Here is a 23901-nt window from a genome sequence, read left to right as displayed (position 1 = left end):
GGGGCCTCAGTGTTTGTGGTGCCCCGGTCCCTCCCCCCAGAGGGGCACCTCCATTCACCGTTTCCCGGGGAGGGCCCCGGACCCCCCGAAACCGCGCTCCGCGCGGTTGTCCTCAAACGCCGGACGGGCTGAAAACAGCCCGTCCGGCGTTTGAGGACGCCCCGGCCGCTCCTAAATGCGTTCGCCGCTTCGTCCCGCCTGGTGCGATCCTGGGGTCCGTATGTCTACGCAGCCTGCCCTCACCCCCGCCGGCCTCGCCGCGCGCCTGTCCGAGCTGTCCCTGCGCGACGCGCAGCGGCTGGGCCGCAGGCTGGACGGTGCCCGCCGGATCCGCAAGCCCGAGGCCCGGGAGGCGGTCCTCGCCGAGATCGACGCCGAGATCGGCCAGGCCGAGGAGCGCGTGGCGCGCCGCGCGGCCCGGGTGCCGGCCGTCACGTACCCCGAGCAGCTCCCGGTCAGCCAGAAGAAGGACGCGATCCTGGAGGCGATACGCGACCACCAGGTCGTCATCGTCGCGGGTGAGACCGGTTCCGGCAAGACCACGCAGATCCCCAAGATCTGTCTGGAGCTGGGCCGGGGCGTCCGCGGTCTGATCGGGCACACCCAGCCCCGCCGGCTCGCCGCCCGTACGGTGGCGGAGCGGGTCGCGGAGGAGCTGCGGACGCCGCTGGGCGAGGCCGTCGGCTGGAAGGTCCGGTTCACGGACCAGGTCGGGCCGGACACCATGGTCAAGCTGATGACCGACGGCATCCTGCTGGCGGAGATCCAGACCGACCGCGAGCTGCGCCAGTACGACACGATCATCATCGACGAGGCGCACGAGCGCAGCCTCAACATCGACTTCATCCTGGGCTACCTCGCCCAGCTACTCCCCCGCCGCCCCGACCTCAAGGTCGTGATCACCTCGGCGACGATCGACCCGGAGCGCTTCTCCCGGCACTTCGGCGACGCCCCGATCATCGAGGTCAGCGGGCGGACGTACCCGGTCGAGGTGCGCTACCGGCCGCTGCTGGAGGAGCAGTCCGAGGACTCCGACCGCGACCAGATCACGGCGATCTGCGACGCGGTGGACGAGCTCCAGCGGGAGGGCGACGGCGACATCCTGGTCTTCCTCTCCGGCGAGCGGGAGATCCGGGACACGGCGGACGCGCTGGAGAAGAAGAAGCTGAGGTTCACGGAGATCCTGCCGCTCTACGCGCGGCTGTCCCACGCCGAGCAGCACCGCGTCTTCCAGCGCCACACCGGCCGTCGCATCGTCCTGGCCACCAACGTGGCCGAGACGTCCCTCACCGTGCCCGGCATCAAGTACGTCATCGACCCCGGCTTCGCCCGGATCTCGCGCTACAGCCACCGCACCAAGGTGCAGCGGCTGCCGATCGAGCCGGTCTCGCAGGCGAGCGCCAACCAGCGCAAGGGCCGCTGCGGCCGGACGAGCGACGGCGTCTGTATCCGGTTGTACTCGGAGGACGACTTCCTCTCCCGGCCGGAGTTCACGGACGCGGAGATCCTCCGCACCAACCTCGCCTCCGTCATCCTTCAGATGACGGCCGCCGGGCTCGGGGACATCGAGAAGTTCCCGTTCATCGACCCGCCGGACCGCCGCAATATCAAGGACGGCGTCGACCTGCTCCAGGAGCTGGGCGCGCTCGACCCGCAGCAGAAGGATCCGAAGAAGCGGCTCACGCCCCTCGGCCGCAAGCTGTCGCAGCTCCCCGTGGACCCGCGCCTCGCCCGCATGGTGCTGGAAGCGGACCGGAACGGCTGTGTCCGCGAGGTGATGGTGATCGCCGCCGCGCTGTCGATCCAGGATCCGCGCGAGCGGCCGTCGGAGAAGCAGCAGCAGGCGGACCAGCAGCACGCCCGCTTCAAGGACGAGACGAGCGACTTCCTCGCCTTCCTCAACCTCTGGCGCTATGTGCGCGAGCAGCAGAAGGCGCTGTCGTCCTCGGCGTTCCGGCGCATGTGCAAGTCGGAGTTCCTGAACTACCTGCGGATACGCGAGTGGCAGGACATCTACACCCAGCTGCGCACGGTCGCGAAGTCGATGGGCGTGCACCTGAACGACGAGGACGCGGCCCCGGAGCGCGTCCACCAGTCGCTGCTCGCCGGCCTGCTCTCGCACCTCGGCCTCAAGGACACCGAGAAGAACGAGTACCTGGGCGCCCGCAGCGCCAAGTTCGCGGTCTTCCCCGGCTCGGCCCTCTTCAAGAAGCCGCCGCGCTGGATCATGTCGGCGGAGCTGGTGGAGACCTCCCGGCTGTGGGCCCGGGTGAACGCCCGGATCGAGCCGGAGTGGATCGAGCCGCTCGCCCAGCACCTGGTGAAGCGCACCTACAGCGAGCCGCACTGGGAGCAGAAGCAGGCGGCCGTCATGGCGTACGAGCGGGTGACGCTCTACGGCGTGCCGATCGTGGCGCAGCGCAAGGTCAACTACGGCCGGATCGACCCGGAGACCAGCCGCGAGCTGTTCATCCGCAACGCGCTGGTGGAGGGCGACTGGAAGACGCACCACCAGTTCTTCCACGACAACCGCAAGCTGCTCGGCGAGGTCGAGGAGCTGGAGCACCGGGCGCGCCGCCGGGACATCCTGGTGGACGACGAGACGCTGTTCGACTTCTACGATCAGCGGCTGCCCGAACACGTCGTGTCCGGGGCGCACTTCGACTCGTGGTGGAAGCACAAGCGGCGTGAGGAGCCGGGGCTGCTCGACTTCGAGCACTCCATGCTGATCAACGAGAACGCCGAGGCGGTCACCAAGGACGACTATCCGGACTCCTGGCGGCAGGGCCGGCTGAAGTTCCGGGTGACGTACCAGTTCGAGCCGGGGGCGGACGCGGACGGCGTGACGGTCCACATCCCGCTCCAGGTGCTCAACCAGGTCTCCCCGGAGGGCTTCGACTGGCAGATCCCTGGGCTGCGCGAGGACCTGGTGACGGAGCTGATCCGCTCGCTGCCGAAGCCGCTGCGCCGCAACTGTGTGCCGGCGCCGAACTACGCGCAGCGCTTCCTGGACTGCGCCTCTATCCCCGACGGGGGCCCCGTCCAGGAGCCGCTGACCACCGCCCTCGCCCGCGAGCTGCACCGGATGACCGCCGTCCGGATCGAGGCCGACGACTTCGACCCGAGCCGCGTCCCCGACCACCTGAAGATCACCTTCCGGATCGTCGACGAGCGCAAGCGGAAGATCGCCGAGGACAAGGACCTGGAGGCGCTGCGCACCCGGCTGAAGCCGAAGACGCAGGCGGCCATCACCAGGGCCTTCGAGAAGGCCACGACGGCCTCCGGGAGCGCCGCCGGGCCCGAGCAGCGGTCCGGGCTCACCCAGTGGACGATCGGGGCCCTGCCGCGCACCTTCGAGACCCGGCGCGCGGGGCAGCCCGTCAAGGCGTACCCGGCGCTGGTCGATGAGGGCGCCTCGGTCGCCGTCCGCCTCTTCGACACCGAGGAGGAGCAGCGGCAGGCCATGTGGCGCGGCACCCGCCGCCTCATCCTGCTCAACCTGCCCTCCAACCCCGCCAAGTTCGCCCAGGACAAGCTGAGCAACCAGCAGAAGCTCGCCCTGTCGCGGAACCCGCACGGTTCGATCCAGGCCCTCTTCGAGGACTGCGTGGCGGGTGCGGCGGACAAGCTGATCGCCGGGCACGGCGGGCCCGCCTGGGACGAGGAGGGCTTCCGGAAGCTCTTCGACGCGGTCCGGGCGGACATCGTCGACGTGACGCTGGACACCATCCGCAAGGTGCAGGAGGTACTGGCCGCCTGGCAGGCGTGCGAGCGCCGGTTGAAGGCCACCACCAGCCCCGTGCTGCTCACCTCCCTCACGGACATCAAGCAGCAGCTCGCGGAGCTGGTGAAGCCCGGCTTCGTGACCGCCCACGGCGTCCGCCGGCTGCCCGACCTGCTGCGCTACCTGGTGGCCGTGGACCGGCGGCTGACCCAGCTGCCCACCAACGCGGAGCGGGACCGGGCGCGGCTGGCCAAGGTCAAGGAGATGCAGGACGAGCACGCCTGGCTGCTGGAGCAGTTCCCGAAGGGGCGGCCGGTGCCCCAGGAGGCCCTGGACGTCCGCTGGATGATCGAGGAGCTGCGGGTGAGCTACTTCGCGCACGCGCTCGGCACGGCGTTCCCGGTCTCGGACAAGCGCATCGTGAAGGCCATCGACGCCCTCGCGCCCTGACCTCGGGAGAGCGTCGGGAAGGCATCGGGACGGCCTCGGGAAGGCGAGTTCGACCGCACCCCCTGACCTGCTGTAGAGTCTTGCCACGCAGCACCGCGAAGGCGGGAAAGCAGCAAGGTCCTGTGGAGCAGTTTGGAGTGCTCGCCACCCTGTCAAGGTGGAGGCCGCGGGTTCAAATCCCGTCAGGACCGCATCGGAAGAGGCCCGTTCTCCGCGAGGAGAGCGGGCCTCTTCACTTGCCACCGATGGCGTGCCGCGTGGCCGAAACCCGACCCTCCCCCGCCCTGCCGGCGGGTGGCCGACGCCGCCCTCCCCTCCCGTACCGCTCCTTGACGGCGACACGTGCCAGGGGTACCCAGTCAGTGGGAGGTGCGCGCCCGATGACCACGACCAGCCCGACCGCGAGGACCCGGCACGAGACCGGGGCGCTGCTGCGAGCCCACCTCTCGGCGTCCGTCCGCTACCGCCATCTGACCCGTCACTGCGCAGTCTGCCACCGGCTGCTGCGGCTGGCCCTGGAGACCGCGCCCGGCGCCCCCGGGGGCGCCCAGGGCGGCCCGGGGGACTCCGGGGAGGGCCCGGCGGCATGACGGACGGCGTGGGTCCCCGAAACGGCGGACGACCGGCCGTACGGTACGGACGTAGGACCGGCGGCGGCGCACCGCGGCCGGCCTTTCCCGGGAACAGACGGGACGGTCGGCTTCTCTATACCGGCCCGGTGACAGGCGGCAACCTCGGGATGCTGTGACGGGAGTCACCGAAAGAGTTACGGAGATGACGGAACTCACGCCCTGGTCATCACCGGTCAATTTAATATGTGCAATTGCACCGGCCGCTCAACCATTCCCGAATGGAAGCCGGCGGTACACCAGGGGGTTCCGCGGCACCGCGACGGATCCGGGAGCGCACAAAAAAAGACCGCGCTGGACCCGGCGGAGCCCAGCGCGATCGACGACGTCACCCGTTCCGGGCGCGGATCCCTGTTGGGGGCAGGTCTCCGCAGTCGTGTGGTGCCTGGTGGAACATGTGGAGCTGAGGGTGGGCGGTCACCGGGTTGGGGGCCCCGGAAAACGCCCGGTCATACGGTGGTTCAGGACTCGCTGCGCTGCTGCGGGATGCCTGCCAGCAGCGCCCGGACCTCCGCCTCGCGGTAACGGCGGTGGCCTCCGAGCGTACGGATCGACGTGAGCTTGCCTGCCTTCGCCCACCGCGTGACCGTCTTCGGGTCCACGCGGAACATCGTGGCAACCTCAGCCGGGGTCAACAGCGGCTCGGCATCAGGGGTGCGAGCGGTCATGAGCGGCCTCCTCGGGAGAACCGAGTTCAGGATCGGTTCTTTCCTCTAAATTCTGCACCTTGACCCGCGTTGCCCGAAATGGCGGACGCGGGCCGAGTCGGTTATAGGACGAACGGCTTGTCCTCGGCACTACAACTACACCATCTGTCCAGCCACGTCGGCCAAACCGATGGAATTGCCCTCTCAGGTGTTCAACCTCGACGGAAGCCGATGGACCATGCCATAGCGGACAGTCACGCCACCGTGACGATCAGTCACAGCGGGATCAGGGGTCACCAGACCCGCCAAGGAGTGCAATACCGATCCATCCACCCTTACTCGGACGGAAGGAGTCCTTCCCGGACTCCTTGTCCTATTTTGCCACGAGGGTGGGCGATGGGCGCAAGACCTGACGTAAGTGCGTTAGATCACGGTTGCGGCAATTGGCCGGATCAGGACCTAGGTCCTGGAATCGCCAAACTCCCGCCACCATCGCTCAGTTCGCGAACTGACGATCCCGCACCGCGCGCCAACGCTCCGTCAGCCGCTCGTACGCCTCGCCCGCCCGGACGCCGTCCCCGGCCCGGAGCGCGGCCAGCCCCTCCGCCGTGTCCGCCGCGGAGCGGTCGTCGGCGAGCCGCGCCTCCGGCACCATATGCACCAGCCCGCCGTAGTCCAGCTCCACCAGGGACCGCGGATGGAACTCTTCCAGCCATCTGCCCACGTCCACCAGGCCGTCGATCAAGGGGCCCTCCTCGATGGCGTCCCGCAGCGTGCGCAGCCCGCGGGCCACCCGCCGCCGGGCCTCCACCATCGCCGTCCGGTAGCGCAGCACCAGCCCCTCCCGCACCGGGCCGCCCGGACCGCCGGCCGTCTCCGACGCCTTGCCGTACTCGCGTTCCTCGTCGGAGAAGAGTACGAACCAGCGCAGCGGCACCTGCCAGGTGGCCGTCCTGATCCACGGCCGGGCGTCGGGGTTGCGCTCCAGCCAGCGGGCGTAGTCCGCCTCGGCCTGGCGCCGCACCACCGGCGGCAGGACGGCGTCGAGCACCGGCGCGGGGAACCGCTCGGCGAGCTCCTCCAGGGCCAGCCAGCCGCGCAGCCGGGTGCGCCAGGGGCAGACGCAGACGACGCCGTCCCGGACGGTCACGAAGGCGTCGCCGCTCTCGTGCACCGGCACCGCCACCGGCGGGGTGGGCAGCAAGTCGGCGAGCGAGCGCCGGAGTTCGTCCTGCGCGGTGGGGAGCGTCGCGCGCCGGGCGTACTCCTCCCAGTACCGGCGCTCGGCCCGCGGGAAGGCGCTCAGCGGCTCGTAGACCCGCAGATAGGCCGCGTACGGGACGGTCACCGACGACGCCAGACCCACGCTCGCTCCCTCAAGCAGCAGGACACCTCGGGGAGCCGTGCGGACCTCCCCGTACGGAGCGAATCGTCCCACGGGACGGGGGCCCGGGAGAGTGATCCTCGGCACCGGACCCTTCCGCGGGGCCGGCAGGCCCTACCCTCGTGCCAACCGGCCCTCCTCCACCCCCGGGAGGGCGAAGCGCGAGACATATGGAGTCACCACCGTGACTGACGTACGTCCCACCTCCCCAGCCGAGTCCGAGAGCGTGCTGCACACCCTGTTCGGCTCCGAACTCGGCGGGCACGAGCAGGTCGTGCTCTGCCAGGACCGCGAGACCGGCCTCAAGGCCGTGATCGCCCTCCACTCCACCGCCCTGGGCCCGGCGCTCGGCGGCACCCGCTTCCACCCCTACGCCTCCGAGGAGGAGGCCGTCCGCGACGCCCTCAACCTCGCGCGCGGCATGTCGTACAAGAACGCGCTGGCGGGTCTGGAGCACGGCGGCGGGAAGGCCGTGATCATCGGCGACCCGGACACGATCAAGACCGAACAACTGCTGCTCGCCTACGGCCGGTTCGTGGCCTCCCTCGGCGGCCGCTATGTCACCGCGTGCGACGTCGGCACGTACGTGCGGGACATGGACGTCGTCGCCCGGGAGTGCCGCTGGACCACCGGCCGCTCCCCCGAGAACGGCGGTGCCGGCGACTCGTCCGTGCTCACCGCGTTCGGTGTCTTCCAGGGCATGCGGGCCGCGGCGCGCACCCAGTGGGGCGAGCCCACGCTGCGCGGCCGGCGGGTCGGCGTCGCCGGGGTCGGCAAGGTCGGGCGCTACCTGGTGCGGCACTTGGTCGAGGACGGTGCGGAGGTCGTCGTCACCGACGTCAAGCAGGCCGCCGTCGAGGCGATCACCGAGAAGTTCCCGCAGGTCACGGCGGTTTCGGACGTCGACGTCCTGGTGCGCTCGCCGCTTGACGTCTACGCCCCCTGCGCCCTCGGCGGTGCCCTCGACGACGCGACGGTCGCGGCGCTCACGGCGACCGTCGTCTGCGGCGCGGCCAACAACCAGCTCGCCCACCCGGGGGTCGAGAAGGACCTCGCCGACCGCGGCATCCTCTACGCCCCCGACTACGTCGTGAACGCCGGCGGCGTCATCCAGGTCGCGGAGGAGCTCAAGGGCTTCGACTTCGACCGGGCGAAGGCCAAGGCGGCGAAGATCTACGACACCACGCTGGCCATATTCGAACGGGCGGCGGCGGACGGCATCCCGCCCGCCGCGGCGGCCGACCGGCTCGCCGAGCAGCGGATGGCGGAGGCGCGCGGAAGCCGGACGGCCGGGGTGCCGCGTCAGGTACGGCAGTGACGGCCGGGACGGCGGGGACGTAGTCGGCACTCACCCGGCCCGTTCGGGTGGTCGGGGCCCGCACAGTGGTCCCGACAGACCCGCCATCGGGGGCGGCAAGCGAGACATCGCTCACCACCCCTCGGCGGGTCGCCGGGCGGGACGGGTTAAAATCGCAGCTGACCAGCGGGGACGGGGCGCCCCTAAGGTTGTGCTCCGTGGCACGTCATGCGGGCGACGTACCGTATGGCCGCGGAAGCAGGTACCGTTGAAGTCCTACAGGCCGGATTCCTCTGCGGGAATCCGCTCTGACTCATGACAGTGAACGCGTGTCAAGACTCTGGGGCCGTCGAGCCCCGTAATTGAGGGGGTCGAGCCATGGGGCGCGGCCGGGCCAAGGCCAAGCAGACAAAGGTCGCCCGCCAGCTGAAGTACAACAGCGGTGGGACCGACCTCTCACGCCTGGCCAACGAGCTGGGCGCATCGCCGGTAAAGCAGCCGCCGAACGGTGAGCCGCTCGACGATGAGCTGGACGACGACCCGTACGCTCAGTACGCGGCGCGTTACAACGACGAGGACGACGACGACGAGCAGCACTCGTCCGGTCAGTCCGCCTACCGTCGCCGCGCTTGACGCGATAACGCGATAGCTTTCTCCGACCCGGTCCGGGGCCCCGCCCCGGACCGGGTTCTGTGCTGCCCGGGCCCGGTCAGGCCGTGCGGCCACCGTCGGTACCGCCGTCGCCGTAGTCACCGGTCAGCACCGCGGCCCCGGCACGGTCGCCGCGCCCGGTGATCTCGCCGGCGACCCAGGACTCGACGCCCCGGTCGGCCAGCGTGGTCAGGGCGGCGTCGACCGACTCCGCGGGCACGACGGCCATCATGCCGACGCCCATGTTGAGGGTCTTCTCCAGCTCCAGGCGCTCGACCCCGCCCACCTCGCCGACCAGGGTGAACACCGGGTCCGGCGTCCAGGTCGCGCGGTCGACCTCCGCGTGCAGATGGTCCGGGATCACCCGGGCGAGATTGTTGGCGAGTCCGCCGCCGGTGATGTGCGAGAAGGCGTGCACCTCGGTCGTCCGGGTGAGCGCCAGGCAGTCCAGCGAGTAGATCCGGGTCGGCTCCAGCAGCTCCTCGCCGAGGGTGCGGCCGAGCTCGGGGACCTCGCGGTCCAGCGACCAGCCGGCCCGGTCGAGGAGCACATGGCGTACCAGCGAGTACCCGTTCGAGTGAAGTCCGGAGGAGGCCATCGCGATGACGACGTCACCCTCGCGGACCCGGTCCGCGCCGAGCAGCCGGTCGGCCTCGACGACTCCGGTGCCGGCGCCGGCCACGTCGAACTCGTCCGCGCCGAGCAGCCCGGGGTGCTCGGCGGTCTCGCCGCCGACCAGCGCGCAGCCGGCGAGGGTGCAGCCCTCGGCGATGCCCTTGACGATCGCGGCGACCCGCTCGGGGTGGACCTTGCCGACGCAGATGTAGTCGGTCATGAACAGCGGCTCGGCGCCGCAGACCACGAGGTCGTCGACGACCATGCCGACCAGGTCGTGGCCGATGGTGTCGTAGACGCCCATGCGGCGGGCGATGTCCACCTTGGTGCCGACGCCGTCGGTGGCGGAGGCGAGGAGGGGGCGCTCGTAGCGCTTGAGGGCGCTGGCGTCGAAGAGGCCGGCGAAGCCGCCGAGGCCGCCGACGACCTCGGGGCGGGTGGCCTTCTTCACCCATTCCTTCATGAGTTCGACGGCGCGGTCGCCCGCCTCGATGTCGACGCCCGCGCTTGCGTAGCTGGCACCAGTGGTCTCAGGAGACATTGTCTTGAGATCTTTCGTGTCGTTCTTACGGGCGGCGCAGGGCGTCCGCGGCGTCGTGGCCGCCTGCGAGCTCGGTCTCCAGCAGGTGCTTGCCGAGCAGCTCGGGGTCGGGCAGGTCCATCGGGTACTCGCCGTCGAAGCAGGCGCGGCAGAGGTTCGCCTTGGGGATGGCCGTCGCCTCGATCATGCCGTCGATAGAGATGTACGCCAGGGAGTCGGCGCCCAGGGACTTGCCGATCTCGTCGACCGTCATGCCGTTGGCGATCAGCTCGGCGCGGGTGGCGAAGTCGATGCCGAAGAAGCAGGGCCACTTGATCGGCGGGGACGAGATCCGGATGTGGACCTCGGCGGCGCCGGCCTCGCGAAGCATCCGGACCAGGGCGCGCTGGGTGTTCCCGCGGACGATGGAGTCGTCCACGACGACCAGGCGCTTGCCGCGGATGACCTCCTTCAGCGGGTTGAGCTTCAGCCGGATGCCGAGCTGGCGGATGGTCTGGCTGGGCTGGATGAAGGTCCGGCCGACGTAGCTGTTCTTGACCAGGCCCGCGCTGTAGGGGATCCCGCTGGCCTCGGCGTAGCCGACGGCGGCCGGGGTGCCGGACTCCGGGGTCGCTATCACCAGGTCGGCCTCGGCCGGGGCCTCGGCGGCGAGCCGGCGGCCCATCTCCACCCGGGAGAGGTAGACGTTGCGGCCCGCGATGTCGGTGTCGGGGCGGGCGAGGTAGACGTACTCGAAGACGCAGCCCTTGGGGCGGGCCTCGGCGAACCGGCTGGTCCGGACGCCGTTCTCGTCGATGGCGACGAGCTCGCCGGGCTCGACCTCGCGGACGAAGGCCGCGCCGACGATGTCCAGGGCGGCGGTCTCGGAGGCGACCACCCAGCCGCGCTCCAGGCGGCCGAGGACCAGCGGGCGGATGCCCTGCGGGTCGCGGGCGGCGTAGAGGGTGTGCTCGTCCATGAAGACGAGCGAGAAGGCGCCCTGGACGGCGGGGAGGACCTTGGCGGCCGACTCCTCGACGGTCAGCGGCTTGCCGTCGTCGTCGGTCTGGCCCGCGAGCAGGGCGGTGACCAGGTCCGTGTCGTTGGTCGCGGCGACCTGGGTGGCCCGGCCGCCGTCGCGCGGCAGCGCGGCGACCATCTCGGCCAGCTCGGCCGTGTTGACCAGGTTGCCGTTGTGACCGAGGGCGATGGAGCCGTGGGCGGTCGCGCGGAAGGTCGGCTGGGCGTTCTCCCACACCGAGGCCCCGGTGGTGGAGTACCGGGCGTGGCCCACGGCGATATGGCCGCTCAGTGAGCCGAGGGAGGTCTCGTCGAAGACCTGGGAGACCAGGCCCATGTCCTTGAAGACCAGGATCTGGGAGCCGTTGCTCACCGCGATGCCCGCGGACTCCTGTCCACGGTGCTGCAGCGCATACAGCCCGAAATAGGTGAGTTTGGCGACCTCTTCACCCGGAGCCCAGACACCGAAGACGCCGCAAGCGTCCTGGGGGCCCTTCTCGCCGGGGAGCAGGTCGTGGTTGAGTCGTCCGTCACCACGAGGCACACCTCGAGTCTATGGCAGGGACGAGGTTCATCCGAACCGGGGACGACCGGGGATGGCTCACACCACGGACAGCAACGCCCCGTCACACAGCCCCGGATCGGGACGCACGCGCGCTCAGCCGAACAAAGGGAGTTGTCCGGACAGATCGGCCCGTTCGCCGCTCGCGGTGACCAGCGCGTCCTCGACGGCGGCGGTCCAGTCGGCGCGGCCTGAGGCCAGCCGGATCCAGGTCAGCGGGTCGGTCTCGACGACGTTCGGCGGGGTGCCGCGGGTGTGCCGGGGGCCCTCGACGCACTGGACGACGGCGAAGGGCGGGATCCGGACCTCCACCGAACCGCCGGGCGCCGCGCCGGCCAGCGCGTCGGCGAGCATCCGGGTGACGGTGGCCAGGGCCTGCCGCTCGTGGGCGAAGGGCACCCCGGTGGCCGCGGCGAGGTCGTCGGCGTGGACGACGGCCTCCAGCAGGCGGGTGAGCGTGTAGTCCGCGACGGTCATCGGGCCCAGCACGGTGGCGAGCGGCGCGGCGGGGTCGGCGGCCGCGACGGCGGCGGAGAGCCGGCCGGCGGCCTCGTCCAACCGGGCCGCCGCGGCGGCCGGTTCGTCGCCCAGGGCACGGGCGGCGGCCGGTGCGGCGGCGGCGACGGGCTCGGCCCCGGACCGCATGGCGGCCAGGTAACCCCGCAGGTCCACGCGGGGGTCGGCGGGGCCCGGCGCGGGCTGAGCGAGGCGGACGGGCAGGGACTCCAGGGCGAGGGCGAGGTGCGCGATCAGATCGCGGACGGTCCAGGCGCCCAGCCGGGTGGGCGCCGCCAGCGACGCGGCGGCGTCGGGGCCCGCGCAGAGGGCGGCCACCGCGCGGCGCAGGGCGGTCAACTGGCCGTCCAGGGCGGCCCGGACCTTGGCGGGGTCGTAGGTGCGGGGCTTCGGCTTGCGCTGCGCGGCGGTCATGGGCTGAGCGTAACCAGCGGGGGCCGCAGTGAGGTTTTCAGCCCGCCGTGTCCGGGCGTACCGCTCCGTAGTCGCCGAGGCCGAACTCCAGCATGTCGAAGGCCCGTTCCGCCAGCTCCCGGGCCTCGTCGGCGAAGGAGGCGGCGGACTCCCCGGCCAGCAGCCGCCGCTGGTTGAGGGCCACGAGGCCGTACCGCAGCCCGATGATCTGGCCGGCGAGGACGCGGGCCATGGCCGGGTCGCCGAAAGGGGCCAGTTCTTCGGCGAGCAGCCACTCGCTGCGGTGGGCGATCTCCCGGGCGCGGGCCAGCAGGACGGGGGTCTCGACGATGAGCCGGCGCAGCCGGAGGGCGAAGGGGGCGTCGGACATGCCGACCGCCGGGTCGGAGGCGTCGACGGCGGCGAGGAACTGCCGGCGGACCGCGTGCACCACGGACTCGCCGGGGGCGCGTTCGCGGACCGCGCGGGCGACGTCGTCGACGTGGTCCTCCAGGGCGCCGACGAGGATGTCCTCTTTGCTGCCGCAGTAGTTGAAGACCGTCATCTTCGAGACCTCCGCGGCGGCGGCGATCTCAGCGACGGAGACCTTGTCGTAGCCGCGTTCCTCGAAGAGCTCGACGGCGACCCGCATCAGCTTCTGGCGGGTCTGGAGCTTTTTGCGTTCCCGCAGCCCCGGCTGCCCTTGCGTCATAACGGAACTGTACCAGGATGAATTTTGAGCCGGGAAAAAGAATTGACCGAGTACACGTTCATGTCTCAGGCTGTCCCCCATGACCGCACCCATGTCCGCCGCCCGGCGGCGTACCGGCTTCGTCGTCTGCCTCGTGACGATGCTGCTGGCCGTACTGGACCAGAACATCGTCTCGGCCGTCACCGTCCCGATCGCCGAGGAGCTCGACCCGGCCCACGGCATCGACCGCATCCCCTGGCTGATCACGGCGTTCGCCCTCGCCGCCACCGCCGCCCTGCCGCTCTACGGAAAGCTCTGCGACAGCCTGGGGGCCAAACGCGTCTTCCTGGGCGCGGTGGCGGTCTTCCTCGTCGGGTCGGCGCTCTGCGGCACGGCCGGCTCGATGGAGCAGCTCATCGTCTTCCGGGCCGTGCAGGGCATCGGCGGCGGCGGGCTGATGAGCGTCACCATGGTCGTCATCGCCCAGCTGAAGGACCCCGCGAAGAAGGGCGCCGGCAAGGGCTCCGCCGTCGGCGGCCTCGTCGCCGGCGCCGGCATGGCCCTGGGCCCGCTGCTCGGCGCGTACCTCGCCGACCACGCCGACTGGCGCTGGATCTTCTACGTCAACCTGCCTCTGGGGGTCGCCGTACTGGCCGTCGCCACGGTGGTCCTCCGCCTCCCCGCGCCCGGCGCCCGGCACCGCATCGACTACCCCGGGGCCGCGCTGGCCGCCGCCTTCTCCACCGCGCTGCTGCTGGTCACCGAGTGGGGCGGCCGGGAGCACGCCTGGGGTTCGCCGGTCATCCTCGGGCTGATCGGCGGGGCGGCGGTGCTGCTGGCGCTGTTCCTGTGGCGACAGGCCACGGCCGCCGAACCGGTGCTGCCGCTCGGGCTGTTCCGGATCCGGACGGTACGTCTCGCGTTCGCGGTGCAGGCCCTCGCGGGGGTGGCCTTCATGGGCTCGATCGTCTACGTGATGCTCTACCTGCAGATCGCCCGGGGCGTCGCACCGACCGACGCCAGCCTCTTCATGCTTCCCCTGGCCCTCGGCATGACCGGCGTCGGCCTGCTGACCGCCCGGCTCGACCGGTCGCCGCGGACGACCGTGCTCTCCGGGACGGCCTGCGCCGGCGCCGCCATGGGACTGCTGGCGCTGTCCGGCACGGGTACGGACCTGTGGGCCGTGCGCGGCGAGATGCTGCTGCTGGGTGTCGGGTTCGGGCAGCTTCTCGGGCAGCTCATCGTCATGGTGCAGCAGGCCGTGCCGGTGCGGCGGCTCGGGGTCGCCACCACCGGCATCCGTTTCTTCCAGACGCTGGGCAGCGCGCTGGGGACCGCTCTGTTCGGGACGGTGCTCGCTCGGGTGTACGCGGCGGAGGGGCCGGGTGGGTCGGCTAGCGGGATCGCGGCCCTTCGCGGGGCCCAACGCGCCGATGCGGTCGAGGCGTTCACGTCCGCGGTGGACGTGGTGTTCCTTTGCGCGGCGGGGGCGATGGTGCTCGCTCTGGTCCTGGCGTCGCGGCTGCCGCGGGGTGCGGCCGTCGAGGAGGCGAGCCCCGGTCCCTCCCCTTCGCCGATTCCTGGGGCACACCCCGGACCCCGCAGCAACGCGGCTGCGCCGCGTTAGTCCTCAAACGCCGGACGGGCTGAGTGGCGCGCCCGGGCGCGAAATCAAGCCCGTCCGGCGTTTGAGGACAACCGCGCGGAGCGCGGTTCCGGGGGTGCGGGGGCTTGCCCCCGCAAGAAACGGTGAAGGGGCGGGGTTGGGGACCCCCTACCCGAACAGCCCCGGCAGCGTCGCCTCATGCGCCTCGCGCAGCTCCGCCAGCGGCAGCGTGAACTGCCCCTGGACCTCGACCGTGTCGCCGTCCACAACGCCGATCCGCGTCGCGGGCAGGCCCCGCGCCCCGCACATGTCCGTGAAGCGGAGCTCCTCGCTGCGCGGTACCGAGACGACCGCCCGTCCCGCCGACTCCGAGAAGAGGAAGGTGAACGCGTCGAGGCCGTCCGGGACGACCAGGCGCGCGCCCTTCCCGCCGCGCAGGCAGGACTCGACGACCGCCTGGACGAGACCGCCGTCCGACAGGTCGTGCGCGGCGTCCACCATCCCGTCCCGCGACGCCGAGATCAGGATCTCGGCGAGGAGCTTCTCGCGGGCCAGGTCCACGGCCGGCGGCAGGCCGCCGAGGTGGTCGTGGATCACCTGGGACCAGGCGGAGCCGCCCAGTTCGTCCTTGGTGTCGCCCAGGAGGTAGAGGAGCTGGCCCTCCTCGGCGAAGGCCATCGGCGTGCGGCGGGCGACGTCGTCGATGACGCCCAGCACGGCGACGACCGGCGTCGGGTGGATGGCGGTCTCGCCGGTCTGGTTGTAGAGGGAGACGTTGCCGCCGGTGACGGGCGTGCCGAGCTCCAGGCAGCCGTCCGCGAGGCCGCGGGTGGCCTCGGCGAACTGCCACATGACGCCCGGGTCCTCGGGGGAGCCGAAGTTGAGGCAGTTGGAGATCGCCAGCGGGCGGGCGCCGGTGGCGGCCACGTTGCGGTACGACTCCGCCAGCGCCAGCTGCGCGCCCGCGTACGGGTCGAGCTTGGCGTAGCGGCCGTTGCCGTCCGTGGCGACGGCGACGCCGAGGCCGGTCTCCTCGTCGATCCGGACCATGCCGGAGTCCTCGGGCTGGGCGAGGACCGTGTTGCCCTGGACGAAGCGGTCGTACTGGCCGGTGATCCAGGACTTGGACGCCTGGTTCGGGGACGAGACGACCTTCACCACCTGGGCGCGCAGCTCCTCGGCCGTCTCCGGCCGGGGCAGCTTGTCGGCGCCGTCGGCCTGGAGGGCGTCCTGCCACTCGGGGCGCGCGTACGGGCGCTCGTAGACCGGGCCCTCGTGGGCGACGGTGCGCGGCGGGACGTCGACGATCTGCTCGCCGTGCCAGAAGATCTCCAGCCGCTCGCCGTCGGTGACCTCACCGATGACGGTGGCGATGACGTCCCACTTCTCGCAGATCTCCAGGAAGCGGTCGATCTTGCCGGGTTCGACGATCGCGCACATGCGCTCCTGCGACTCGCTCATGAGGATCTCCTCGGGCGAGAGCGTGGCGTCGCGCAGCGGGACGGTGTCCAGCTCGACGCGCATGCCGCCGGAGCCGGCGCTGGCCAGCTCGCTGGTGGCGCAGGAGAGGCCGGCGCCGCCGAGGTCCTGGATGCCCTCGACGAGGTCCTCGCGGAAGAGCTCCAGGGTGCACTCGATGAGGAGCTTCTCCTGGAAGGGGTCGCCGACCTGGACGGCCGGGCGCTTGGCCGGGCCGGTCGAGTCGAAGGTCTCGGAGGCGAGGACGGAGACGCCGCCGATGCCGTCGCCGCCGGTGCGGGCGCCGTAGAGGACGACCTTGTTGCCGGTGCCGGACGCCTTGGCGAGGTGGATGTCCTCGTGCTTCATCACGCCCACGCAGAGCGCGTTGACCAGCGGGTTGCCCTGGTAGCAGGGGTCGAAGACGACCTCGCCGCCGATGTTGGGCAGGCCCAGGCAGTTGCCGTAGCCGCCGATGCCCGCGACGACGCCCGGCAGGACGCGCTTGGTGTCGGGGTGGTCGGCGGCGCCGAAGCGCAGCGGGTCCATCACGGCGACCGGGCGGGCGCCCATGGCGAGGATGTCGCGGACGATGCCGCCGATGCCGGTGGCCGCGCCCTGGTAGGGCTCGATGTACGACGGGTGGTTGTGCGACTCCACCTTGAAGGTGACCGCGTAGCCCTGGCCGACGTCCACGACGCCCGCGTTCTCGCCGATGCCGACGAGGAGCGCGTCGTTTGCGGGGGCCTTCTCGCCGAACTGGCGGAGGTGGACCTTGCTGCTCTTGTACGAGCAGTGCTCGGACCACATCACGGAGTACATGGCGAGCTCGGCGCCGGTGGGCCGGCGGCCCAGGATGGCGCGGATGCGCTCGTACTCGTCCTGCTTGAGACCGAGTTCGGACCAGGGCTGCTCGACGTCGGGGGTCTCGTTGGCGTGCTTGACGGTGTCGAGAGTCATCAGGCGTTGACCAGCTTCTTGAGGATCGACGTGAAGAAACCGAGGCCGTCGGTGCGGCCCGTGCCGATCAGCGGCTCGACCGCGTGCTCGGGGTGCGGCATCAGGCCGACGACGTTGCCGGCGGCGTTGGTGATGCCGGCGATGTCGCGGAGCGAGCCGTTGGGGTTGCCGTCCAGGTAGCGGAAGACCACCCGGCCCTCGGCCTCCAGCTCGTCCAGGGTCCGCTCGTCGGCCACGTAGCGGCCGTCGATGTTCTTGAGCGGGACGGAGATCTCCTGGCCCGCTTCGTAGTCGGCCGTCCAGGCGGTGTCCGCGTTCTCGACGCGGAGCTTCTGGTCGCGGCAGATGAAGTGCAGGTGGTTGTTGCGGAGCATCGCGCCGGGCAGCAGGTGGGTCTCGGTGAGGACCTGGAAGCCGTTGCAGATGCCGAGGACGGGCAGGCCGCCCTTCGCCTGCTCGATGACGGTCTCCATCACCGGAGAGAAGCGGGAGATGGCGCCGGCCCGCAGGTAGTCACCGTAGGAGAAGCCGCCGGGCAGGACGACCGCGTCGACCTGGTGGAGGTCCTTGTCGCGGTGCCAGAGGGGTACGGGCTCCAGGCCGGCGATGCGGACGGCGCGCTGGGTGTCGCGGTCGTCGAGGGTGCCGGGGAAGGTGACGACCCCTACGCGTGCCGTCACGAGCCGGCCTGCTCGACTCGAACGGTGAAGTCCTCGATCACGGTGTTGGCGAGAAACGTTTCCGCCATCTCGTGGATCCGGGCGAGGGCGGCGTCGTCGACCGGGCCCTCCACCTCGAGTTCAAAGCGCTTGCCCTGACGGACGTCGGCGATCCCCTCGAAGCCCAGGCGTGGCAGCGCGCGCTGCACCGCCTGCCCCTGCGGGTCGAGGATCTCCGGCTTGAGCATGACGTCGACTACGACGCGTGCCACTGGCACTCCCGGTGGTGTGGTGCGTGAGCTGAAGCGGTGAAGCCAGCGTACCCGCCCGAAAAATCTACGCGGGTAGATATCACGGGCGGTCCGAGCGCTTTACCGCACCCTCTCCCCCGGGTCCCACCGAAAAAATCCGGGAAAAACCCCGGAAGACCACACGGTTCCCATTGCACCCGGGCGGGCGGACGGAATTAACTGGGCCCCGTCAGGCAATACCCTTTGCGGAACCTCGGAAAAGGCATTGCCCGAGAACCACCTAAACCCATGCATCGCCGCAGGTCAGCGCGGCGGTACAGGCTGAAAGGACCCATTCCGTGGCGCAGCGTGTGGTAGTGACGCTCTTTGATGACATCGACGGGGGCGAGGCCGCGGAGACCGTCACCTTCGGCATCGACGGCAAGTCGTACGAGATCGACCTCAGCACCGCCAATGCGAAGAAACTCCGGCACGCGCTGGAGCCTTACCTGGACGCAGGACGGAAGCGCTCCCGCTCCGGGAAGGCGTACCGCCGCACCTCCGTCGAGCCGGACCCGGCGGCCGTCCGGGCCTGGGCCCGCTCGCACGGCATGGACGTGCCGCCGCGGGGCCGGATCCCGAAGAAGGTCTACGAGGCGTTCGAGGCCGCGAACTGACGAGCGGGGCGCTCGGCGTTCGGGGGATGGCGCGGCCGGCGTCCGGGGCGGCGCGGCCGGCGCCGTCCCCTGCCGGGTACCCCCCGCAGGGGTGAACCGCGCCCCCGCCCCCCGGGCCGGGCGTCCGGATCCGGCCACCCCTCAGATTCCGGCCCCCGCACCGGATTTGCATTCCCCCCCGCATGATCCGCTAGAGTCTGGAACACGCCGAGGGGCGAGGCCGAAAGGCCGAACCCCACGAGACGCGCGGGTGTAGCTCAGTAGTAGAGCGCCCCCTTTCCAAGGGGGAGGCGCAGTGTGCGATCCCTGTCACCCGCTCTCGCCGTTCATCGGTCCGCTTCGGCGGCTCGATGGGTGGACGCGCGGGTGTAGCTCAGTAGTAGAGCGCCCTCTTTCCAAGAGGGAGGCGCAGTGTGCGATTCCTGTCACCCGCTCCAGCCGTTCACCGGCCCACGTTCGTGGTCCGGAGGATGGTCTCGCGGGTGTAGCTCAGTAGTAGAGCGCCCCCTTTCCAAGGGGGAGGCGCAGTGTGCGATCCCTGTCACCCGCTCTCATCACTCGTCCCGACCACCCCGGTGGATCAGGTAGAGTGGTGTTCGCACCGCCCGGTGAAGCCGGTCGGGAGCATGCGGACGTAGCTCAGTTGGTAGAGCGCAACCTTGCCAAGGTTGAGGTCGCGAGTTCGAGCCTCGTCGTCCGCTCCAGAGAAAGACCCCGGTCCCCGTGGCCGGGGTTTTTTCATGCCCGACGACAGGGGGTCGATCATGGGGGCCGCGGGGGCCAGGGGCGTCACAGGGGTACGGACGCGCGTCGGCGGCTGGCGGGGGCGGAGCAGGATCGCCCAGGTCGACAGCTATATGCGCTGGACGCTGTACCTGCTGCCGGGCCTCTTCCCGCTCACCCCCACCCTGGCCCTCTTCGGCGGCTCCGGCGGCTTCCGGGCCGGTGACCTCGTCCTCCTGTTCCTCGGCTGGGCGCAGTGCGGTGTGGGCGCGGTCCTGTTCCGGCGGGCGCTGGAGCACTACCGGACGCGGCACCCCGCGCCCTGGCGGTGGCTCGCCCTCTCCGGCGCGCTTCTCTTCCTCTCCGTGGTGCAGCTGGTCGCCCTGGTGCGGGCGGACGGGCCGGAGCACCTCACGTCGCGGCCGATGGTGCTGATGGGCGGGGCGCTGGTCTTCTTCGGCGCGCTCAGCCTGGTGGCGCCCCGGGTGCGGACGTACCTGTGGTGGTGCCTGCTGGGCGGTGTCGCGGCGGCCGTCGCCATCCTGCCGTTCGGCGGCCGGGCCGCCGGCGCGGCGATCACCATGGTGATGGTCTGGTTCGCCGCCCTGTGGGCACTGGCCACCGTGCGCAGTACGGGCTGGATGCTGGCGGTGATGTGGGAGGCGGAGAACGCCCGGACCGTCCAGGCGCGGCTGGCCGTCGCGGAGGAACGGCTGCGCTTCGGCCGGGACATGCACGACGTCCTCGGCCGCAACCTCACGGTGATCGCCCTCAAGAGCGAGCTCGCGGCCGAGCTGGCCCACCGCGGCTCGCCGGCCGCGCTGGAGCAGATGGCCGAGGTGCAGCGCATCGCGCGGGACGCGCAGCGCGACATGCGCGAGCTGGTGCGCGGCTACCGGCAGGCGGACCTGCACACGGAACTCGTCGGCGCGCGCGGCGTACTGGGCGCGGCGGGGATCGCCTGCCGCATCGAGGACGCCTCGGGGGACGCGCTGCCGGACGCGGTGCAGTCCGTCCTGGCGTGGGTGGTGCGCGAGGGCACGACGAACGTGCTGCGGCACGCGGAGGCGCGGCGCTGCGCGGTACGGCTGCGGGTCGGCGGGGCCTCGGCGGTGCTGGTGATGGAGAACGACGGGGCCTCCTCGGGTGACCGGTGCGACTCGGGTGGCACGGGTGGTTCAGGTGGTTCAGGGCTGGCCGGGCTGCGGGAGCGGGTGACGGCTCTCGGGGGCACGTTGGAGGCCGGGCCACGGGGTCGGGGGACGTTCCGGCTGACGGTGGAGGTGCCGCTGGCGGCGGTGGAGGGGCCGCCGGTGGTGGAGGAGGGGCCTGCGGGGGGCGTCGCGGGAGCGGACATCGCGGGAGTGGACGTCGCGGGTCCGGACGTTGCCGGACCGGACGTTGCGACGGTGGCCGGTGCCACGACGACCGGTGTGGCCGTACCGACGGCCGTCGCCCCGGCGGCCGTCGACGGTGGGCCGGACGCGCCGGCCGTCGGGGCACCCGACGGAGAAGGGCCGCCCGAGCCCGCCGCCCTCAGCCGGGACCGAGGAGGAAACGCGTGATCACCCTGCTGCTTGCCGACGACGAACACCTCATCCGGGGGGCGCTCGCCGCCCTGCTGGGCCTGGAGGACGACCTCCGGGTGGTCGCGGAGGCCGCCTCGGGAACGGAGGCGATCGCCATGGCGCGGGCGCACCGGCCCGACGTGGCGGTGCTGGATCTCCAGATGCCGGGGGCGGACGGTGTGACAGTGGCCACAGCCCTGCGGGCCGAAGTCCCCGGCTGCCGCAGCATGATCGTGACGGGGCACGGCCGGCCCGGGCATCTGAAGCGGGCCCTGGAGGCGGGGGTCCGGGGGTTCGTCCCGAAGACCGTCTCGGCCCGGCGGCTCGCCGAGATCATCCGTACCGTGCACGCGGGAAGCCGTTATGTCGACCCGGAGTTGGCGGCCGACGCGATCAGCGCGGGTGATTCGCCGCTGACCGCGCGGGAGGCCGAGCTGCTGGAGCTGGCGGAGGACGGGGCGCCGATCGCGGAGATCGCGGAGCGGGCCCGGCTGACGCCGGGGACGGTCCGGAACTACCTCTCGGCGGCGGCGGCGAAGCTGGGTGCCGAGAACCGGCACGCGGCGGCGCGCATCGCGCGGTCTCAGGGTTGGCTATAGTGGTACCCGCACCGCACGGAAACGCGCGGGGCATGCGGACGTAGCTCAGTTGGTAGAGCGCAACCTTGCCAAGGTTGAGGTCGCGAGTTCGAGCCTCGTCGTCCGCTCAGAGTGAAGGCCCCGGTCCTGGTGACCGGGGCCTTCGTCGTGTGTCCGTGGTTCACTCCGCGGCCGGGAAGCGGAGGCGGAAGAGCGCGCCCGGGCCGCTCTCCGGCCGTTCCGCCGTGAGTTCGGCGCCGTGGGCGCGGGCGATCTGCCGGGCCATGGCCAGGCCGAGCCCGGAGCCGGGCAGCGCGCGGGCCTGCCGGGAGCGGTAGAAGCGGTCGAAGACGTGCGGCCGGTCCTCGTCGGAGATGCCCGGTCCGTGGTCGCGGACGGTGAGGTCGACCGCGTCCGGGCGCCGGTCCAGGCGGACCTCGACGGTGGCGCCGGGCGGGCTGAACTTGGCGGCGTTGTCCAGCAGGTTGGCCAGCAGCCGGGCGAGCCGGGCGGGGACGCCCGGCACGGTGACGTCCGTCACGTTCCCGGTGTGCAGGGTGAAGGGTGTGGCCGGCCAGTGACCGCGCGCGGCGGTCACGCAGCTCTCCGTGAGCAGGTCGAGCCGTACCCGCTCGACGAGTTGGCGCGGCTCCTCGTCGCGGGCCAGCTCGATCAGGTCGTTGACGAGCCCGGTCACCTCGCGGAGCTGGCGGCCCAGGGCGCCGGCCGCGCGGTCGCGCTGGGCGGGGGTGAGCCGTTCGGCGCGGGCGAGGAGTTCGGCGTTGGTGCGGAGGGCGGTGAGCGGGGTGCGCAGTTCGTGCGAGGCGTCGGCGACGAGGCGGCGCTGGGCGGCGACCGCGTCCTCCAGTTCGGCCAGCATGGTGTTGAAGCTGGTGGCGAGCCGGGTGATCTCGTCCCGCGAGTCCTGGGGCAGCACCTCGTCCGGCGGCAGGGCGATCCGGTGGGCCGGGTCGCGGGTGGCGGCGATGCGTTCGGCGGTGGCGGTGAGCCGGGAGACCGGGCGCAGGGCGGTCCGGGACGCGGCGTAGCCGAGGCCGGCCGCCAGCAGCACCCCGGCGCCGCCGACCGCGCCGAGCAGCAGCCCGGCCTGTTCCACGCCCTTGTCGACGGTGTCCGAGCGGACCGCCACCTGCAGGGCGCGGCCGTGGCCGAGCGGGGAGGTGAGCATCCGCAGCGAACGGCCGTCGCGGACGATGTCGCTGTAGTAGGCGCCGAGGGTGCCCGCGGCGACGCGGCGGGTGGCGCCGGTGACCGGCAGCACCAGGCCGCGCTGTCCGGGCGCGCCCGGGTCTGCGGGGACGACCTGGGCGCAGGCGGGGGCGGCCAGCCAGGCGCACTCGGCGTAGAGCACGCCGGTTCCGCTGCCGCGCGCCTGCTGGGCGAGGGTGCCGGACTGCTGCTTGAGCTGGAGGTCGAGCTGGTTCCTGATCTCGTAGCGGATCACCACGTACGCGGCGGCGAGCACGCCCAGCGCGACGAGGGCCACGGCGGCGGAGGTGACGACGGCCAGGCGGGTGCGGAGCGGGCGGCGGCGGAACGCTCGGGGGATCACCGGTCGGCCAGCCGGTAGCCGATGCCGTGCACGGTGTGCAGCAGGCGGGGGGCGCCGCCCGCCTCCAGCTTGCGGCGCAGGTAACCGATGTAGACGGAGAGGGAGTTGGACTCCGGGCCGAAGTCGGCGCCCCAGACGTGCTGCTGGATGGTGTCGCGGGGCAGCACCTGGCCGGGGTGACGGAGGAACAGTTCCAGCAGGGTGAACTCGGTGCGGGTGAACTCCAGGGGCGTTCCGCCGCGCTCGCCGGAGCGGGTGGCGGGGTCGACGGTGAGGTCGGCGTACCCGAGCCGGCCGGGCGCGTCCCCGGGTCCGTCGGCCGCGCCGGACGGGCCGGGGGCGGCGCGGCGCAGCAGGGCGCGCAGCCGGGCCAGCAGCTCGTCGAGGGCGAACGGTTTGACGAGGTAGTCGTCCGCTCCGGCGTCCAGGCCCGCGACCCGGTCGGAGACGGCGTCGCGGGCGGTGAGGACGAGGATGGGCGTGCGGTCGCCGAGTTCGCGCAGCCGGCGGCAGACGGCGAGGCCGTCGAGGACGGGCATGGCGAGGTCGAGGACGATCGCGGCGGGCGGGGCGGCGGCCACGGCGGACAGGGCCGCGAGCCCGTCGGCGGCGTCGCGGACGTCGTAGCCCTCGACGGCGAGGCCGTCGACGACGGCGGCGCGGACGTCGGGGTCGTCGTCGACGACGAGCACGGCGGGGCCGACGGGACCGGCAGGACTGACGGGAGGGACAGGAGCGGCCATGGTGTCCCACTGTGGCAGAGGGAGTCT

19 protein-coding genes and 6 tRNA genes are annotated in these 23901 nt (G+C 71.8%); 14 read left to right on the top strand and 11 right to left on the bottom strand.

Going from position 1 to position 23901, the window contains the following annotated elements; genetic code table 11:
- Positions 1-220: 220 nt before the first annotated feature.
- From hrpA to K7I03_RS17365, 3 genes are all read left to right on the top strand, one after another.
- Complete coding sequence (hrpA, locus tag K7I03_RS17375) at positions 221-4174, top strand: ATP-dependent RNA helicase HrpA (RefSeq protein WP_185944400.1); 3954 nt, start codon at positions 221-223, stop codon at positions 4172-4174.
- Between the two features lie 116 nt (positions 4175-4290).
- Positions 4291-4365, top strand: a tRNA-Asp gene (locus tag K7I03_RS17370).
- A 189-nt stretch (positions 4366-4554) separates the two neighbouring features.
- A complete protein-coding gene (locus K7I03_RS17365) occupies positions 4555-4764 on the top strand; it encodes a DUF6274 family protein (protein WP_185944399.1) in 210 nt (69 codons plus the stop codon).
- A 500-nt stretch (positions 4765-5264) separates the two neighbouring features.
- On the opposite strand, the gene bldC is transcribed toward K7I03_RS17365, so the two are convergent.
- Both bldC and K7I03_RS17355 read right to left on the bottom strand, forming a co-directional pair.
- Entirely contained in the window at positions 5265-5471 is a 207-nt protein-coding gene (gene bldC / locus K7I03_RS17360; protein WP_003980577.1) for a developmental transcriptional regulator BldC, read from the bottom strand.
- 475 nt (positions 5472-5946) lie between these two features.
- On the bottom strand, positions 5947-6816 hold the full coding sequence (locus K7I03_RS17355; RefSeq protein ID WP_185944398.1) for a hypothetical protein: 870 nt from the start codon (positions 6814-6816) through the stop codon (positions 5947-5949).
- A 202-nt stretch (positions 6817-7018) separates the two neighbouring features.
- On the opposite strand from K7I03_RS17355, the gene K7I03_RS17350 reads away from it, so the two are divergent.
- Entirely contained in the window at positions 7019-8152 is a 1134-nt protein-coding gene (locus K7I03_RS17350; protein ID WP_274390177.1) for a Leu/Phe/Val dehydrogenase, read from the top strand.
- A gap of 357 nt (positions 8153-8509) precedes the next feature.
- Positions 8510-8764, top strand: coding sequence for a DUF3073 domain-containing protein (locus K7I03_RS17345; protein WP_185944397.1), 255 nt, complete (start codon positions 8510-8512; stop codon positions 8762-8764).
- A 76-nt stretch (positions 8765-8840) separates the two neighbouring features.
- Here K7I03_RS17345 and purM read toward each other — a convergent pair whose 3' ends face one another.
- The 4 genes from purM to K7I03_RS17325 form a co-directional block, all read right to left on the bottom strand.
- Positions 8841-9938 carry a phosphoribosylformylglycinamidine cyclo-ligase gene (purM, locus tag K7I03_RS17340; RefSeq protein ID WP_185944396.1) on the bottom strand — a complete coding sequence of 366 codons (1098 nt, stop codon included), beginning with the start codon at positions 9936-9938 and terminating at the stop codon, positions 8841-8843.
- Between the two features lie 25 nt (positions 9939-9963).
- Entirely contained in the window at positions 9964-11481 is a 1518-nt protein-coding gene (purF, locus tag K7I03_RS17335) for an amidophosphoribosyltransferase (protein ID WP_185944395.1), read from the bottom strand.
- Positions 11482-11595: 114 nt separating this feature from the next.
- Entirely contained in the window at positions 11596-12429 is an 834-nt protein-coding gene (locus K7I03_RS17330) for a sterol carrier family protein (RefSeq protein WP_185944394.1), read from the bottom strand.
- Positions 12430-12466: 37 nt separating this feature from the next.
- A complete protein-coding gene (locus tag K7I03_RS17325; protein ID WP_185944393.1) occupies positions 12467-13120 on the bottom strand; it encodes a TetR/AcrR family transcriptional regulator in 654 nt (217 codons plus the stop codon).
- Between the two features lie 79 nt (positions 13121-13199).
- On the opposite strand from K7I03_RS17325, the gene K7I03_RS17320 reads away from it, so the two are divergent.
- Positions 13200-14726, top strand: coding sequence for an MFS transporter (locus tag K7I03_RS17320; RefSeq protein WP_224347090.1), 1527 nt, complete (start codon positions 13200-13202; stop codon positions 14724-14726).
- A gap of 147 nt (positions 14727-14873) precedes the next feature.
- Here the strand turns inward: K7I03_RS17320 and purL are convergent, their stop codons facing one another.
- The 3 genes from purL to purS are packed head-to-tail and all read right to left on the bottom strand — an operon-like array spanning position 14874 to position 18054.
- Entirely contained in the window at positions 14874-17123 is a 2250-nt protein-coding gene (gene purL, locus K7I03_RS17315; protein ID WP_185944392.1) for a phosphoribosylformylglycinamidine synthase subunit PurL, read from the bottom strand.
- A complete protein-coding gene (purQ, locus tag K7I03_RS17310) occupies positions 17123-17803 on the bottom strand; it encodes a phosphoribosylformylglycinamidine synthase subunit PurQ (RefSeq protein WP_185944391.1) in 681 nt (226 codons plus the stop codon). The genes purL and purQ overlap by 1 nt, the downstream gene beginning before the upstream one ends.
- Positions 17800-18054, bottom strand: coding sequence for a phosphoribosylformylglycinamidine synthase subunit PurS (purS, locus tag K7I03_RS17305; protein ID WP_004947817.1), 255 nt, complete (start codon positions 18052-18054; stop codon positions 17800-17802). The genes purQ and purS overlap by 4 nt, the downstream gene beginning before the upstream one ends.
- A 317-nt stretch (positions 18055-18371) precedes the next feature.
- Between purS and K7I03_RS17300 the strand changes: the two genes are divergently transcribed.
- From K7I03_RS17300 to K7I03_RS17265, 8 genes are all read left to right on the top strand, one after another.
- Positions 18372-18689 carry a histone-like nucleoid-structuring protein Lsr2 gene (locus tag K7I03_RS17300; protein WP_185944390.1) on the top strand — a complete coding sequence of 106 codons (318 nt, stop codon included), beginning with the start codon at positions 18372-18374 and terminating at the stop codon, positions 18687-18689.
- Between the two features lie 246 nt (positions 18690-18935).
- A tRNA-Gly gene (locus tag K7I03_RS17295) sits at positions 18936-19007 on the top strand.
- A gap of 44 nt (positions 19008-19051) precedes the next feature.
- Positions 19052-19126: transfer RNA gene (locus tag K7I03_RS17290), tRNA-Gly, on the top strand.
- Between the two features lie 41 nt (positions 19127-19167).
- Positions 19168-19239 (top strand) — tRNA-Gly (locus K7I03_RS17285).
- A gap of 78 nt (positions 19240-19317) precedes the next feature.
- A tRNA-Gly gene (locus K7I03_RS17280) sits at positions 19318-19393 on the top strand.
- A gap of 36 nt (positions 19394-19429) precedes the next feature.
- Complete coding sequence (locus K7I03_RS17275; protein ID WP_224347089.1) at positions 19430-20977, top strand: sensor histidine kinase; 1548 nt, start codon at positions 19430-19432, stop codon at positions 20975-20977.
- A gap of 5 nt (positions 20978-20982) precedes the next feature.
- Entirely contained in the window at positions 20983-21579 is a 597-nt protein-coding gene (locus K7I03_RS17270; protein ID WP_185944430.1) for a response regulator transcription factor, read from the top strand.
- Positions 21580-21613: 34 nt separating this feature from the next.
- Positions 21614-21686: transfer RNA gene (locus K7I03_RS17265), tRNA-Gly, on the top strand.
- A 53-nt stretch (positions 21687-21739) separates the two neighbouring features.
- On the opposite strand, the gene K7I03_RS17260 is transcribed toward K7I03_RS17265, so the two are convergent.
- Positions 21740-23131 carry a HAMP domain-containing sensor histidine kinase gene (locus K7I03_RS17260; protein WP_185944389.1) on the bottom strand — a complete coding sequence of 464 codons (1392 nt, stop codon included), beginning with the start codon at positions 23129-23131 and terminating at the stop codon, positions 21740-21742.
- Positions 23128-23874, bottom strand: coding sequence for a response regulator transcription factor (locus K7I03_RS17255; RefSeq protein WP_185944388.1), 747 nt, complete (start codon positions 23872-23874; stop codon positions 23128-23130). The genes K7I03_RS17260 and K7I03_RS17255 overlap by 4 nt, the downstream gene beginning before the upstream one ends.
- Positions 23875-23901 lie beyond the last annotated feature (27 nt).

The sequence above is a fragment of the Streptomyces mobaraensis genome, from assembly GCF_020099395.1.
Lineage (GTDB): Bacteria > Actinomycetota > Actinomycetes > Streptomycetales > Streptomycetaceae > Streptomyces.
The sequence above is the reverse complement of the archived record's forward strand: the minus strand, read 5'-3'. Positions and strand labels throughout refer to the sequence as shown.

Excerpts from the sequence above, each read along its gene's own strand:
- hrpA (WP_185944400.1), top strand. The coding sequence starts at position 221 with ATGTCTACGCAGCCTGCCCTCACCCCCGCCGGCCTCGCCGCGCGCCTG.
- K7I03_RS17365 (WP_185944399.1), top strand. The coding sequence starts at position 4,555 with ATGACCACGACCAGCCCGACCGCGAGGACCCGGCACGAGACCGGGGCG.
- bldC (WP_003980577.1), bottom strand. The coding sequence starts at position 5,471 with ATGACCGCTCGCACCCCTGATGCCGAGCCGCTGTTGACCCCGGCTGAG.
- K7I03_RS17345 (WP_185944397.1), top strand. The coding sequence starts at position 8,510 with ATGGGGCGCGGCCGGGCCAAGGCCAAGCAGACAAAGGTCGCCCGCCAG.
- purM (WP_185944396.1), bottom strand. The coding sequence starts at position 9,938 with ATGTCTCCTGAGACCACTGGTGCCAGCTACGCAAGCGCGGGCGTCGAC.
- K7I03_RS17330 (WP_185944394.1), bottom strand. The coding sequence starts at position 12,429 with ATGACCGCCGCGCAGCGCAAGCCGAAGCCCCGCACCTACGACCCCGCC.
- K7I03_RS17325 (WP_185944393.1), bottom strand. The coding sequence starts at position 13,120 with ATGACGCAAGGGCAGCCGGGGCTGCGGGAACGCAAAAAGCTCCAGACC.
- K7I03_RS17320 (WP_224347090.1), top strand. The coding sequence starts at position 13,200 with ATGACCGCACCCATGTCCGCCGCCCGGCGGCGTACCGGCTTCGTCGTC.
- purL (WP_185944392.1), bottom strand. The coding sequence starts at position 17,123 with ATGACTCTCGACACCGTCAAGCACGCCAACGAGACCCCCGACGTCGAG.
- K7I03_RS17275 (WP_224347089.1), top strand. The coding sequence starts at position 19,430 with ATGCCCGACGACAGGGGGTCGATCATGGGGGCCGCGGGGGCCAGGGGC.
- K7I03_RS17255 (WP_185944388.1), bottom strand. The coding sequence starts at position 23,874 with ATGGCCGCTCCTGTCCCTCCCGTCAGTCCTGCCGGTCCCGTCGGCCCC.